Source organism: Butyricicoccus sp. (genome assembly GCF_977037065.1).
Window position 1 is genome coordinate 70,343 of record NZ_CDRQNY010000005.1, and the last position, 14,230, is coordinate 84,572.

The following is a 14,230-nucleotide window of genomic DNA, read 5'->3' on the forward strand; positions in this document are numbered from 1 at the left end:
TGAAACAACATGCTTTTTGGAAGAAAACAGGAAATTACACACGCGGATACGACTGTTCGTGCCCGTGCAAAGATCAACTTGACGCTCGACGTCACCGGACGGCGGGAGGACGGCTACCACACGGTGGAGATGGTCATGCAGTCAATCGCGCTGCACGATACCGTGCGCGTTACCACCATCCACGGCGAGAAAAAGCCGCGCGGCATCGTGCTGAGCTGCAGCCTGCCGTTTCTGCCGACCGATGAGCGCAATCTGGCGTACCGTGCGGCGGAGCTGTTCTATAAGGAGACCGGCGCACTGCTCGAAACCTGCGAGATTCACATCGAAAAGCGCATTCCGGTTGCGGCAGGTCTGGCGGGCGGCTCGACGGATGCAGCGGCTGTGCTGCGTGCGCTCAACACATTGCATACAGCCGGTCTGACCGATGACGAGCTGTGCGAGATGGGACTTAAACTGGGTGCCGATGTGCCGTTCTGCCTGCGCGGCGGCACCATGCTGGCGCAGGGCATCGGCGAGGAGCTGAGCCTGCTGCCCGATATGCCGCACTGCTGGGTCGTGCTGTGCAAGCCGCCGTTCGCGGTGCCGACCAAGGAGGTCTATCAGGAGATCGACAGCGTGGATATCCTCGAGCATCCGGACAACAAGGGCATGATGGCTGCGCTCGATCAGGGAGATTACGAGGGCGTGTGCGCGTATCTGTCCAACGTGATGGAGACCGTTACGGCGGCAAAACGCCGTCAGATCGGTGAGATCAAGTCGTTTCTCGCAGAAAACGGTGCGGACGGTACGCTGATGAGCGGCTCCGGTCCGACCGTGTACGGCCTGTTCTCAGATGAGAGCCGCGCCAAAACGGCAGCGAAAATGCTGCACCGCCGTTTCGCGGATACGTTCCTGACGGAAACCTGCAATTAAACGGGTATAGAAAGCCGCCTTTCGGGCATACTGGGTACACCGGATGCAGAAAGGCGGTTTTGTTATGCAGAAACAGGATAGAAAGGTGCTCGCAGCAGTGCTGATGGCGGTTTATGTGCTGTTCTGGTCGGCGTTTGCGCCGCAGAGTCCGCGCGCGGCATGGTGGTGTACGGCGTTTTCCATCACCTGCGAGGAGGCGGCAGGAAAGGACGCGGGAAACGGTGAGAAAATCGAATTCCGCTCTTTCCTTGTCGATTTGCTGAGACACAAAGATAACACCTGAGGCAATCCCGCACAATTACATCTGCGGAACTTTGCGGGAATTTTGTGCCCTGATTTTGTTGCGGTTTTTTGCAATACACCAAGTATTGCTGCAAAACCGCGCCGCATCAGTGCGCAAAATTTACTCGCAAATTTCTCTTGATGAATTATGCGGTATTGCCTTAACTTTTCAGTCGCTCTATGGTATAATGACACAGTGAAACACGAAATTCATTTGCCAACGGAGGAAATTTATGAAGATCATTAACGAAAAGGGCAAGCTGTTCGGCATCATCAATGTTGTCGATCTGCTGGTGCTGGTCGCTGCGATCGCTGTCGTAGCCGGTGTCGGCTACAAGCTGTTTGCCAAGCAGATCAAGGAGGTTGCGTCTCCGCAGGTCTCCCTAACGATGACCGTCCGCGTACGCGGTGCAACGCCGTTCCTGGTAAACGAGGTGCAGCGCAACAGCCAGGTAGGCAAGTCGCTGGTAAACGGCAACAGCTATGTCAATGCGCAGATCACCGACATGAAGATCGAGAATTACGATCAGCAGGTAACCACCGCTGACGGCCGCATTGTAACGGCAACCGATCCGGCGAAGAAGGATCTGGTATTCACCATCACGACCAAGGTTTCCAAGGGCACGCCTGCACCGGCCATCGGTACGCAGGAGGTGCGCGCAGGCCGTACATTCATTGTAAAGACCAACGATTTTGAGACGACCGGCAACATTGATTCGGTCGATATTGCGGATAATTAAAGCCTATGAAAGCGTTATTTGAAAACAGTCTGTTCGTGCGGCTGCTGATGTGTCTGCGCGCATGGTACCACGAGGGCGCTATCGCGGGATTCTTTAACCGTATCCGGCAGGCGTACCCAGACTCGGTATTCTGCCGTCTGTGGAATAAATTCTGCGCGGCACCGATGTGTACCTCGGCGAACAGCACCTATGCGCAGATTCTGGCAGCGCTGCGCCGGTTTGTCGAAAAACTGGGCGGAATTGCGGCAAACAGCCTGATCTACCGCATCTGCCTTGCTGTCTGGCGGCCGATTGAGCGTGTCGCAGGCGGCGGCCTGATCGGCAGAGCCTGCAGGTTCGTCGGCGTGCGCGGTCTGCTGCTGATTTGTCTGGCGATGTATCTGCCACTCGATTCCGCTGTCCGCTGGGTGTCGGATGCCGGCTATCTGCCGTCGTTTGTGGCATCCGTGTGGGATGAGTGCCTGATGCTTGCTGCATTTGCGTATATCCTGTGGCACATGGCGATGAAGCGTGCGCCGCTTGGCTCGCGTGCTACGCCGGTGGATGCCTATCTGCTGCTGTTCATCGCGGTCGGCTTTTTCCTGATGTGTGCGGTTTCGCCGAATACGCATATCGCGGTAGCAGGCTACCGCGCGGTTGTGGAGTACCTGTTCTGGTTCTTCCTCGTCACCCGCCTGATTGAAAACGACCGCGATTTCGCGGTATTCTACGGTGCGCTCGTCGTGATGGCACTCTGTATTGCGGCGCACGGCATTTACCAGTATATCGTAGCCGCACCGATCCCGTCGAGCTGGGTCTCTCAGACCGAGGCCAGCGTGCGTACGCGCGTGTACTCGCTCACCGGCAGCCCGAATATCATGGGCAGCCTGCTGGTGCTGTTTGCCCCGATGGTGGCAGGACTTGCATATTACAGCAGTAAAATGTGGGTCAAGGTGCTGGCCGTCTGCGCGACCGGCATGATGTGCCTGAGCTGCATTTTCACCTTCTCCAAGGGTGCCTGGGGCGGTCTGGCAGTAGCCGTTGTGATTTTCGCCATCTTTCTGGACCGCCGCCTGATCGCGCTGATGGGCGTGACCGGTGTCGGTGCACTGCTGGCAATCCCGTCTATTGCGAACCGCATCACCTATCTGTTTACCGCGGATTACCTTGCAGCAAGCCGCCGCGCAGGTCGTGTCATTCGCTGGTCCAAGGGTCTCAAGCTGCTGCAGGAGAGCGATCCGGTGCTCGGCTTCGGCCTCGGCCGCTTCGGCGGCGCGGTTGCCATGCAGAACAAGGTCATCGAGGAGACCAAGGATTTCTCCTACTTCTACATGGATAACTATTATCTGAAAACGCTGGTCGAGATGGGTTATCTCGGTCTGGCGTTCTTCATCCTGCTGCTGTTCGGTCTGGTGCTGTGGAGCCTGCGCTCGATCGGCCGTACCGGCTACACCAAGGGCGACCGCACGCGCGTGCTGGCGGTTTCCATGTTCGCAGGCATGTGCGGCGTGCTGGTGCACTGCTACTTCGAGAATATCTTCGAGGTGCCGTATATGATGGCGTACTTCTGGAGCATGGCGGCAGCGGTTATGTACCTCGGGTACTTCCGGAAACGAAAAACCTGATTTTTTAGAGAACCTTCGTGAGAGGGTTCTCTTTTTTTCTCGGCACCGACTCGGCGGGGCATACGAACTGCGTTAGCGTGTTCGCCCCTGACGGGCGGGGAGTTTTTCGCTTAACCTCAGCGGGGGGGGGGAGTACGCCGTCTGCGGCGGCGGGAACGTGCCGCGCCCCGCGGCGGGGCAAGAGGGTAGACACCTGCGGTTTCTACCCTCTTAACTCCCGTTTCCCTTTATTTCTTAGTCTGGCGCAGATTGCCGACATGTGACCGCTTCGAAAATAGGGGAACGGCAGAGGATTCTTTCTACCGTAGGGGAGCACAGTGTGCTCCCATGCCGAAACCTATACGCAGTGCCGGATACCGTTCTGCTACACATACAGGCTACTCTGCGCAGGCGCGGCATAACCGTGCCGCGCAATTCGTGAGCGCGTTATAATAGACAGGACCTGCGAGGATAAATTGTACCAAATGCTTAATTCGTAGGTGCCGTGCGGTATAACGTGTTAAGGCGTTGCGCGACACGGGTATGTTGCGCCTGCGTAGATGAAACCACATGTGTAGCAGAACGGTATCTGACACTGCGAACAGGTTGCTCAAGAGGACGAACTCCGAAGGTAGTTCGTCTGTAGCAGAGAAAAAATCCTCTGCCGTACCCCTGTTTCGGAGCGGTCACATGTCGGTAATCTGCGTCAGATTAGGAAGCAAGGGAAAGGTAGGAGTCCAAAGAGGAAGGAAAACCGCAGGTTGTCCTTCCTTTTTGCCCCTGCGGCGGGCGCCGCACGTTCCTGCGCTACGCAGAGCATAACTCCCTCTGAATCGCAGGCGAAAACCTCGATTTAACATAAATTTTACTCGAAAACACACACTTTACTTAAACTTAACGAACTCTCGCTTTTGCATTTTACAAAACTTCCGTAAGATAATCTTGTAACAAAAAACGAAGACGAATGTAAAAGGAGAACAAATTATGAAAAAGAGCATTTCCATGCTTCTGGCAGCAATGATGCTGACCGGTGCACTGAGCGGCTGCGGCAGCAGCTCCTCTTCCGCTTCCTCGGATTCCCAGGCAAGCGGCAATGACAGCGGCGTATCCGGCGCGATCACTGTTATCTCCCGTGAGGATGGTTCCGGTACGCGCGGCGCGTTCATCGAGCTGACCGGCGTGGAGGAGAAGAACGACGCAGGCGAGAAGATCGACAACACCACCGCGGATGCCGAGATCGCCAACAAGACCGATGTTGTACTGACCAGCGTAGCAGGCAACGAGAAGGCTATCGGCTACATTTCCCTCGGTGCGCTGAACGACACCGTAAAGGCGGTCAAGGTAGACGGCGCAGAAGCTACCGTAGATAACGTAAAGGCAGGCACTTACAAGCTGTCCCGTCCGTTCAACATTGCAACCAAGGGCGAGCCGACCGGCGTAGCCAAGGATTTCATCAACTTCATCCTCTCCAAGGAAGGTCAGGCTGTTGTAACCGATAACAAGTACATCGCTGTTGACGACAATGCAGCAGCCTTCACTTCCGACGGTTCCTCCGGTCAGATCGCAGTCGGCGGTTCCTCCTCGGTATCCCCGGTTATGGAGAAGCTGATCGAGGCGTACAAGGCTGTAAACCCGAACGCAAGCATCGACCTGCAGACCTCTGACTCCACCTCCGGCATGACCGGCACGATGGACGGCACCTTTGCCATCGGCATGGCATCCCGCGAGCTGAAGGACGACGAGGCGGCACAGCTTACCGGCACCGCCATCGCACTTGACGGCATCGCAGTAGTCGTAAACCCGGCGAACACCATTGACGACCTGTCTATGGATCAGATCAAGGGTATCTATGTCGGCGACATTACCGACTGGGGCGACCTCGCGTAAGCGAATTCACAGACTGATAAAACAGGGCGAAGCGATTCGCCCTGTGCCTGTATAGGAGAAAGATTTATGAAGAACTTTCGGGAAAACCTGATGCACATGGTATTTTTCCTCTGTGCACTGACCTCCATCTTCGCGGTGGTGCTCATCTGTATTTTCCTGTTTGCGAACGGTGTGCCTGCCATGAAGGAGATTGGCCTGCTGGACTTCCTCACCGGCGCAAAGTGGAAGCCGGGCAACGACATTTACGGCATCCTGCCGATGATCCTCGGCAGCCTGTACATCACCGCCGGTGCGATCGTTATCGGCGTGCCGATCGGTTTGCTGACCGCGATATTCATGGCATTCTACTGCCCGAAAAAGCTGTACGGTCTGCTCAAGCCGTGCACCGAGCTGCTGGCCGGTATTCCGTCCATCGTATACGGCTTCTTCGGCATGGTCATTATCGTACCGGCAGTTCGTGCGGTGGCAGGCGTGTTCGGCGCGGATATTTCCGGCTCGTCCATTCTGGCGGCGTCCATTCTGCTCGGTATTATGATTCTGCCGACCATCATCGGCGTGTCTGAAGCGGCGCTGCGTGCGGTTCCGATGAGCTACTACGAGGGCGCCGTTGCGATGGGCGCACGGCATGAGCGCGCGATATTCACGGTTATGGTACCGGCTGCCAAGTCCGGCGTGCTGGCCGGCATCGTGCTCGGCATCGGACGCGCCATCGGCGAGACCATGGCGGTTATCATGGTAGCGGGCAACCAGCCGCGCCTGACCGGCAGCATGCTCAAGGGCATCCGCACCATGACGGCAAACATCGTGCTTGAGATGGGCTACGCCACCGGCCTGCACCGTGAGGCGCTTATTGCGACCGGCGTTGTGCTGTTCGTATTCATTCTGCTCATCAATCTGGCATTCTCGGTTCTCAAAAGGAGGAAGGAAGCATGACAAGAGAAGCTGTCTCTGCTGCAAAACCGGCAGTGCGCACACAGACAAAGACCGAAAAGGTGCACGGCGCCGCATCTGCGGCTGTGCTCAAGGGTCTGGTGTACGGCGCGGCTGTGCTGACCTTTGCGGTGCTGCTGTTCCTGATCGGCTATATCCTGGTGACAGGCATTCCACATCTCAAGCCGTCGCTGTTCCAGTGGAAGTATACCTCTGAGAACGTCTCGATGATGCCCGCCATCCTCACTACGGTTGAAACGACCGCGCTGGCACTCCTGCTCGCGGTTCCGCTCGGCCTGTTCACCGCCGTGTACCTGAATGAGTATGCCAAGCGCGGAAACAAGCTGGTAAACGTCATCCGCATCACGACCGAGACGCTTTCCGGCATTCCGTCCATCGTATACGGCCTGTTCGGCATGCTGTTCTTCGTCACCAAACTGCACTGGGGATACTCGCTGCTGGCCGGTGCGATGACGCTGGCGATCATGATCCTGCCGCTCATCATGCGTACCGCGGAGGAAGCGCTGATGGCGGTTCCGGATTCCTATCGCGAAGGCTCGTTCGGTCTGGGTGCCGGACGTCTGCGCACGGTATTCCGCATCGTGCTGCCTGCTGCGGGTCCCGGCATCCTGTCCGGTGTTATCCTCGGTATCGGCCGCATCGTCGGCGAGACTGCGGCGCTCATCTTTACCGCAGGTACCATGGCACAGATCCCCGGTCTGTTCCAGTCCGGCCGTACGCTGGCCATCCACATGTATGTGCTCTCGGGTGAGGCGCTGCACATGAGCGAGGCAAATGCTACCGCAGTCGTTCTGCTGCTGGTGGTCCTGCTGATGAATACGCTTTCCGCTCTGGCAGCGAAAAAGCTGACCAAGAAGTAAATGGAGAATGAACATGGAAAATAAGATCGAAATTCACAATATGAATCTGCATTACGGCGATTTTCACGCCCTGCACGATATCAATCTGGATATCAAGGAGAATGAGATCACCGCATTCATCGGACCGTCCGGCTGCGGCAAGTCTACGCTGCTGCGTTCGCTCAACCGCATGAACGATCTGGTGGAAAACTGCCGTATCACGGGCGACATCATGCTCGATGGTCAGGATATCTATAAGAACTGTGACGTTAATCTGCTGCGCCGCCGTGTCGGCATGGTATTCCAGAAGCCGAATCCATTCCCGATGTCGATTTATGATAACATCGCCTACGGTCCGCGCACGCACGGCATCAAGAGCCGTGTGCAGCTTGACGAGATCGTTGAAACCTCGCTCAAGCGTGCCGCTATCTGGGAGGAGACCAAGGATAACCTCAAAAAATCCGCGCTGTCCATGTCCGGCGGTCAGCAGCAGCGAATCTGCATCGCGCGTGCGCTTGCTGCAGACCCGGAGGTGCTGCTGATGGACGAGCCGACCTCTGCGCTTGATCCGATCTCCACCGCGAAGATCGAGGACCTTGTGCTCGAGCTTAAAAAGGATTATACTATCGTTATGGTAACGCATAATATGCAGCAGGCCACCCGTGTTTCGGATACGACTGCGTTCTTCCTGCTTGGCGACATGATCGAAGTGGATGACACCGAAAAGCTGTTCTCCATGCCGTCGGACAAGCGCACGGAAGACTACATTACGGGGAGGTTCGGCTAATGAGAAACCGTTTTGACAATCAGCTTGCGGAGATGAACAATGAGCTGATCTCGATGGGGGCACTGTGCGAAAACGCAATCGCCAGTGCGGTAAAGGCCCTGCTTGAGGGCGATATCAAGCTGGCGGCTGCCGCCATCCGCATTGATCAGGAGATCGACCGCAAGGAACGCGAAATCGAGTCCATGTGCCTCAAGCTGCTGCTGCAGCAGCAGCCGGTTGCAAGCGATCTGCGCCTGATCTCGTCCGTGCTGAAAATGATCACGGATATCGAGCGCATCGGTGACCAGGCAAGCGATATTGCGGAGATTGTAACATATCTGTCCGGTGCGTGCGGTCACAACATGCATATCGACCAGATGGCGCAGGCAACCATTAAAATGGTGACCGACAGCCTGGATGCGTTTGTCCGCCGTGACCTGACCCTTGCATGGAGCGTTATTGAATATGATGACGTGGTGGACCGCCTGTTCGATGAGTGCAAGAGCGACCTTATCGCGGAGATCGCGCAGAACCCGGAGGACGGCGAGCGCGTACTCGATGTGCTGATGATCGCCAAGTATCTCGAGCGTATCGGTGACCATGCGACCAACATTGCCGAATGGGTGGAGTTTTCCATCACCGGCTCGCATAAAAGCGCAATGCACGGCGCGGAAGCGGCGGCGCGCTGACAGAAATCGGAGTGTAATATATGATATACTGTGTGGAAGATGATGCGGGTATCCGCGAACTGGTGGTGTACACGCTGCGCAACACCGGTTTTGAGGCTGACGGCTTCGAGGACGGTGCGGCGCTGACCGCTGCTCTGAAAAAATGCAGGCCGCAGCTGATTCTGCTGGATATCATGCTGCCCGGCGAGGACGGCATCACCATTCTGCGTCGTCTGCGCGCAGCGCCGGATACGGCGAAGATTCCGGTCATTCTGCTGACTGCGAAAAACACGGAGTACGACAAGGTAGTCGGTCTGGACACCGGTGCGGATGATTACATTCCCAAGCCGTTCGGCATGATGGAACTGATCGCGCGCATTCGTGCGGTCCTGCGCCGCACCGAGGATCTGCAGGACAAGGATGAGCCGCGTCCGCTGGTAGCCGGCGGCATTTGTGTGGATGAGCGTGCGCACACCGTATTCGTTAACGAGCAGGAGGTGCAGCTGACGCTCAAGGAGTACCAGCTGCTGTGCCTGCTGATGAAAAACCGCGGTGCTGTGCTCACGCGCGATGTGCTGCTCGAGAATATCTGGGGTTATAATAATGAAAGCGAAACCCGCACGGTCGATGTGCATATCCGCACGCTGCGGCAAAAGCTGGGCGCGGACGGTGCGCTGATCGAGACTGTCCGCGGTGTCGGCTACCGCATGGGAGAGCACACATGAGAAAGCGCGTATTCGGCAGCATTTTCCTCACATCGCTTGTCACGCTGCTGCTGACGACCGGGCTGTTGCTGCTGGCAGTTCACGCCGGTCTGACCAATGACATGCGGCGGCGGCTGGTGACGGAGAGCAGCTACCTGTCTGCGGTGGATAACATCCGGGGGAAGCTGGAGAAGTTCGGCTCGGTATATGCCGACCGTTTGACGCTGGTCGCGCAGGACGGCACTGTGCTGTACGACAACCGCACGAATGCCTCCGAGATGGAGAACCACGCCGTCCGTCCGGAGATTGCGGCGGCAGAGCAGAACGGCACGGGCGAGGACAACCGTCTGTCCGAAACCTTCGCTAAGCAGACGTTTTATTACGCGGTGCGCCTGAAAAACGGCGATGTTCTGCGTATTTCCGCAACTGCGGACAGCGTGTTCGGCGCACTGTCGAATGCGTCGCCGTGGATTGTGCTGATCATCCTGCTGGCGCTGCTGGTCGCGGCGCTGCTGGCAGGTTGGCTGACCGGTCTGTTCCTCAAGCCGATCGAAGCGCTCGACCTGCATGATCCGATGAAGGGCGAAGCCTATGACGAGCTGTCGCCGCTGCTGCACCGCATGGACAAGCAGAACCACAAAATTCAGGCGCAGATGGACGAGCTGCAGCGCCGTCAGGCTGAGTTTGACGACATTACGGCCCGTATGGATGAAGGTCTGGTACTGTTTTCCGGCAAGGGCATGATTCTGTTCGCCAATCACGCTGCGCGGGCGCTGTTCCCGCATGACAGTGCGGAAGGCAGCTATCTGACGCTGTGCCGCGACGCGAATTACATTCAGGTGGTCGAGCAGGCACTCGACGGCAAAGGCGCACACGGCAAACTCGAGCGGAACGGCCGCATTTATGAACTTACGGCAAGCTCGGTGGAGGAGAACAGCGCATGGCACGCCGCCGTGCTGCTGATCGTGGATATTACCGAGCGCGAGCGTGCCGAGCAGCAGCGGCAGGAATTTACAGCCAATGTGTCGCACGAACTGAAAACGCCGCTGACCAGCATCATGGGCTACGCGGAAATCATCGCGGGCGGCATTGCCAAGCCGGAGGACGTAGCGCCGTTTGCGGGCAAGATTCGCACGGAAGCGCAGCGGCTGCTGGCACTCATCGAGGATATCATTCACCTGTCCCGACTGGATGAAGGCGGAGAAACAGTGACTTTTGAGCCGGTGGAGCTGTCCGCACTCTGTGATACTGTGCGCGACCGCCTGCAGAGCAAGGCAGCAAGCAAGGGTATCGCGCTGCGCATCGAGGGAGAACCGGCTGCGGTTTCCGGTCAGCGCCGCACGCTCGAGCAGATGATCTTCAATCTGACGGATAACGCCATCAATTATAATAAGCCGCAGGGCAGCGTGACGCTTACGACCGGCACGGAGAGCGGGCGACCGTTCGTGCGGGTGGCGGATACCGGCATCGGTATCACGCCGGCGGATCAGCAGCGCGTGTTTGAGCGGTTCTACCGCGTGGATAAAAGCCACAGCAAGATGACCGGCGGCACCGGACTGGGGCTTTCGATTGTCAAGCATGGTGCGGCGCTGCATCATGCGGAGGTTGAGCTGAAGAGTGCGCTCGGCGAGGGGACTTGCATTACTTTGCGGTTTCCTAAAGAATAAGCTGCGCTCTGCGGAGCGCGGGAGACTGCCGCATCCGCGGCGGGGACAAAGAGGAAGGGACACCTGCGGTTTCCCTTCCTCTTTGAACTTCTACCTTTCCCTTGTTAGATAGCCTGACGCAGACCAGAGACCGGCGACAGCTTCGAAAATAAGAGTACGACAGAGGATTTTTTCTTCCGTGTCTTTCTCAACCGATTCGCAGTGTCAGATAACGTACTGCTACACATGCGGTTAGATCTACGCAGGCGCAACATGACCGTGTTGCGCAATTCGTTAATCTGGAGTTTACGCACGGCACCTACGGATTAGGCGTTTGGTACAAGTTATTTTCGTAGGCCCTGTCTGTAACAAACAACGCGCTCACGAATTGTGCGGCACTGTTATCCTCCAGGGGACCCTCTCTTGCCCTGCGGGCAATTCACCTTGTGCCGCACCCAGCGTAGATTTTCTGGTCTGTGTGGCAGAATGGTATCTGACACTGCGGATATGCGGATACATGGCGCACGAAGTGCGACCATGCGGAAGAAAAGATCCTCTGCCGTTCCTTTATAGTCTCAGCTCTGCAAATTTCGCCGTGCTAAATAGGAAGAAGGATGATTCACAAGAAGGAGGGAACCTTGGTTCTCTCCTTCTTGTGCCCCTGCCGGGCAGGCAAGTTCCGTTCGCCTCGCAGGCGAAATCCCCTCGAAAAAGAAAATCTCAAAAAAATTAAGAAATTTTGAAAAAAACACTTGCGCGATACACCCGGTGTAGTGTATACTAATTACAGTTGCGCAAATGCGTAACCGAATTGCCGCGCAAAGGAGTTTCTCCTGCGCACGCCCATCGGCCATCAACCGGATTTTCCCGGCGTGGTCCCTGGTGCGGTCCAAAAACGGCCGACCTGCCGTTATACCGGGTAATCAAGCAATTTGACTGCAAAACAGGCTTAAAATGCGTAAAAATCAGCACTTTTTCCGATTGCAGCCATTGGTTTCTCGTGCTATAATTAACGCTGGTCTGGTTGAGTACTGGACCGGCGATTTTTTATCCCCGCCGCTGTCCGTGGAAGGGCCACGAACAGTGTAAAGAAAAGTGGAGGGCAAACAGACAAATCAGAACCGGATTAACCCACCGGCGCTCGATTGCTGCACTACCCCCAAACTTCTTATATTAAAGGAGAGCATTTTATGCAGATCACTGATCCTATCGCGGATATGCTGACTCGTATCCGCAACGCTGGCAATGCTCGTCATGCCAGTGTGGATGTACCCGCATCCAAGATGAAGAAGGCTATTGCCCAGATCCTGCTCGACGAAGGCTACATCAAGTCTTTCGAGGTTGTAGAGGGCAACACCCAGGGCATTATCCGCATCGCACTGAAGTACGTTGATAACCGCCAGAAGGCTATCACCGGCATCAAGCGTGTGTCCAAGCCGGGCCTGCGTGTATACGCTGGCGCACAGGAGCTGCCGAAGGTACTCCGCGGCCTTGGTATTGCCATCGTTTCCACTTCCAGAGGCGTCATGACCGACAAGAAGGCTCGCGAGCTGAACGTCGGCGGTGAAGTTCTCGCATTTGTATGGTAAGGGAGGTATAAACAATGTCTCGTATTGGTAGAATGCCGATTGCCATCCCGGCCGGCGTTGAAGTCAAGATTGACGGCAGCGTTGTTACCGTGAAGGGCGCTAAGGCAACCCTTACCCGCGAATTTCATCCGAACATGACCATCGCGGTAGAGGGCAACGAAATCCTCGTAACCCGTCCGAACGACGACAAGCACAACCGCGCACTGCACGGCCTCACCCGCAGCCTGGTTCACAACATGGTTGTTGGTGTTACCGATGGCTTCAAGAAGGAGCTGAGCGTTCAGGGCGTTGGTTACCGTGTCGCTAAGCAGGGCAAGGATCTGGTTATGAACCTCGGTTACTCGCATCAGGTTACCATGAGCGAGGTAGAGGGCATCACGATCGACGTTCCGAACCCGAACACGATCATCATCTCCGGTCCTGACAAGCAGAAGGTTGGCCAGTTTGCAGCGGAAGTCCGCGAGAAGCGTCCGCCGGAACCCTATAAGGGCAAGGGCATTCGCTACGCTGATGAGTATGTCCGCCGCAAGGAAGGCAAGACCGGCGCTAAGAAGAAGTAAGGAAAGGAGAGGCGAAAATAAATGGTTTCGAAGAAGGATTCCAACAAGGCGCGCCTTCAGCGCCACAAGCGCGTACGCGCTAAGATCAGCGGCACCGCTGAGCGTCCCCGTCTGGACGTATTCCGTTCTGCAAAGAACATCTATGCACAGGTTATTGACGATGTAGCCGGTGTAACCCTCGTATCCGCCTCGACTGCAGAGAAGAGCTTTACCGAGTACGGCGGCAACAAGGAAGCAGCCAAGAAGATTGGTCAGATCGTTGCCGAGCGCTGCAAGGCTAAGGGCATTGAGACTGTCGTGTTTGACCGCGGCGGCTATGTGTTCCACGGCCGCGTGAAGGAGCTCGCAGATGGCGCCCGTGAGGGCGGCCTGCAGTTTTAATCGGGAGGAGGTAAAACATGGCTCAGTTTAACAGAAACGATAAGCGTGAGGACGAGTTCTCCGAGAACGTCGTAGCGCTGAACCGCGTTGCCAAGACCGTTAAGGGCGGCCGAATCTTCAAGTTCGCAGCTCTGGTCGTAGTAGGCGACGGCAAGGGTACCGTTGGTTTCGGCCTCGGCAAGGCTTCCGAGGTTCCGGACGCTATCCGCAAGGGCATCGAGGACGCCAAGAAGAACCTCGTTAAGATTTCTCTGAAGGGCACCACCATCCCGCACGAGGTTATCGGCGAGTTCGGTGCAGGCCGCGTTCTGCTCAAGCCTGCTGCTCCCGGTACCGGCGTTATCGCTGGCGGCGCTGTTCGTGCAGTAGTTGAGGCTGCCGGCATCAAGGACATCCGTACCAAGTGCCTGCGTTCCAACAACCCGCAGAACGTTGTTACCGCAACGATGGAAGGCCTGAAGAGCCTGCGCGACGCAGCTCAGGTAGCTGCTGTACGCGGCAAAGCCGTAGAAGAACTGTAAGAAAGGGGTAACTGACAATGGCTAACATGAAGATTACCCTGAAAAAGAGCCTGGCTGGTCGCTTGGAGAAGCACATCGCAACGGCTCATTCTTTGGGGCTTAAGAAGATCAATGACGTAACCGTTCAGCCGGACAACGCGCAGACGCGCGGCAAGGTAAAGCAGATCGGTTACCTGCTCGAAATCGTAGAGGAGGCGTAAC

Annotated in this window: 16 protein-coding genes; all 16 read left to right on the forward strand. The window is 56.5% G+C overall.

Going from position 1 to position 14,230, the window contains the following annotated elements; genetic code table 11:
* Window positions 1-9: 9 nt before the first annotated feature.
* The 16 genes from ispE (at window position 10) to rpmD (ending at window position 14,229) form a co-directional block, all read left to right on the forward strand.
* Window positions 10-912, forward strand: a complete 903-nt coding sequence (gene ispE, locus ACWVX6_RS03310) for a 4-(cytidine 5'-diphospho)-2-C-methyl-D-erythritol kinase (RefSeq protein ID WP_455152354.1) — start codon at window positions 10-12, stop codon at window positions 910-912.
* Window positions 913-976: 64 nt separating this feature from the next.
* Entirely contained in the window at window positions 977-1,195 is a 219-nt protein-coding gene (locus tag ACWVX6_RS03315) for a hypothetical protein (protein WP_455152355.1), read from the forward strand.
* A gap of 232 nt (window positions 1,196-1,427) precedes the next feature.
* Window positions 1,428-1,934, forward strand: a complete 507-nt coding sequence (locus ACWVX6_RS03320; protein WP_161273618.1) for a DUF4330 domain-containing protein — start codon at window positions 1,428-1,430, stop codon at window positions 1,932-1,934.
* Window positions 1,935-1,939: 5 nt separating this feature from the next.
* Window positions 1,940-3,538 (forward strand): O-antigen ligase family protein, encoded by a 1,599-nt coding sequence (locus ACWVX6_RS03325; RefSeq protein ID WP_455152356.1) that lies wholly within the window; start codon window positions 1,940-1,942, stop codon window positions 3,536-3,538.
* A gap of 963 nt (window positions 3,539-4,501) precedes the next feature.
* On the forward strand, window positions 4,502-5,404 hold the full coding sequence (locus tag ACWVX6_RS03330) for a substrate-binding domain-containing protein (RefSeq protein WP_455152357.1): 903 nt from the start codon (window positions 4,502-4,504) through the stop codon (window positions 5,402-5,404).
* 66 nt (window positions 5,405-5,470) lie between these two features.
* On the forward strand, window positions 5,471-6,337 hold the full coding sequence (gene pstC / locus ACWVX6_RS03335; protein WP_455152358.1) for a phosphate ABC transporter permease subunit PstC: 867 nt from the start codon (window positions 5,471-5,473) through the stop codon (window positions 6,335-6,337).
* Entirely contained in the window at window positions 6,334-7,215 is an 882-nt protein-coding gene (gene pstA / locus ACWVX6_RS03340; RefSeq protein WP_455152359.1) for a phosphate ABC transporter permease PstA, read from the forward strand. Before pstC ends, pstA begins: the two co-directional genes overlap by 4 nt.
* A 13-nt stretch (window positions 7,216-7,228) precedes the next feature.
* Window positions 7,229-7,981 (forward strand): phosphate ABC transporter ATP-binding protein PstB, encoded by a 753-nt coding sequence (gene pstB / locus ACWVX6_RS03345; protein WP_116704777.1) that lies wholly within the window; start codon window positions 7,229-7,231, stop codon window positions 7,979-7,981.
* Complete coding sequence (phoU, locus tag ACWVX6_RS03350) at window positions 7,981-8,649, forward strand: phosphate signaling complex protein PhoU (RefSeq protein ID WP_455152360.1); 669 nt, start codon at window positions 7,981-7,983, stop codon at window positions 8,647-8,649. Before pstB ends, phoU begins: the two co-directional genes overlap by 1 nt.
* Before the next feature lie 20 nt (window positions 8,650-8,669).
* Window positions 8,670-9,353 (forward strand): response regulator transcription factor, encoded by a 684-nt coding sequence (locus ACWVX6_RS03355; RefSeq protein ID WP_455152361.1) that lies wholly within the window; start codon window positions 8,670-8,672, stop codon window positions 9,351-9,353.
* Entirely contained in the window at window positions 9,350-10,999 is a 1,650-nt protein-coding gene (locus ACWVX6_RS03360) for an ATP-binding protein (protein WP_455152362.1), read from the forward strand. The genes ACWVX6_RS03355 and ACWVX6_RS03360 overlap by 4 nt, the downstream gene beginning before the upstream one ends.
* Before the next feature lie 1,169 nt (window positions 11,000-12,168).
* Window positions 12,169-12,567 carry a 30S ribosomal protein S8 gene (gene rpsH / locus ACWVX6_RS03365; protein WP_110435396.1) on the forward strand — a complete coding sequence of 133 codons (399 nt, stop codon included), beginning with the start codon at window positions 12,169-12,171 and terminating at the stop codon, window positions 12,565-12,567.
* Window positions 12,568-12,581: 14 nt separating this feature from the next.
* A complete protein-coding gene (gene rplF, locus ACWVX6_RS03370) occupies window positions 12,582-13,127 on the forward strand; it encodes a 50S ribosomal protein L6 (RefSeq protein ID WP_117489841.1) in 546 nt (181 codons plus the stop codon).
* Between the two features lie 21 nt (window positions 13,128-13,148).
* On the forward strand, window positions 13,149-13,508 hold the full coding sequence (gene rplR, locus ACWVX6_RS03375) for a 50S ribosomal protein L18 (RefSeq protein ID WP_110435394.1): 360 nt from the start codon (window positions 13,149-13,151) through the stop codon (window positions 13,506-13,508).
* A 17-nt stretch (window positions 13,509-13,525) separates the two neighbouring features.
* Window positions 13,526-14,029, forward strand: a complete 504-nt coding sequence (gene rpsE / locus ACWVX6_RS03380) for a 30S ribosomal protein S5 (RefSeq protein ID WP_054326956.1) — start codon at window positions 13,526-13,528, stop codon at window positions 14,027-14,029.
* A 17-nt stretch (window positions 14,030-14,046) separates the two neighbouring features.
* The gene (gene rpmD / locus ACWVX6_RS03385; RefSeq protein WP_110435393.1) at window positions 14,047-14,229 is read left to right on the forward strand and encodes a 50S ribosomal protein L30; all 183 of its coding nucleotides are present in this window, start codon (window positions 14,047-14,049) and stop codon (window positions 14,227-14,229) included.
* The last annotated feature ends 1 nt before the right edge of the window (window position 14,230 follow it).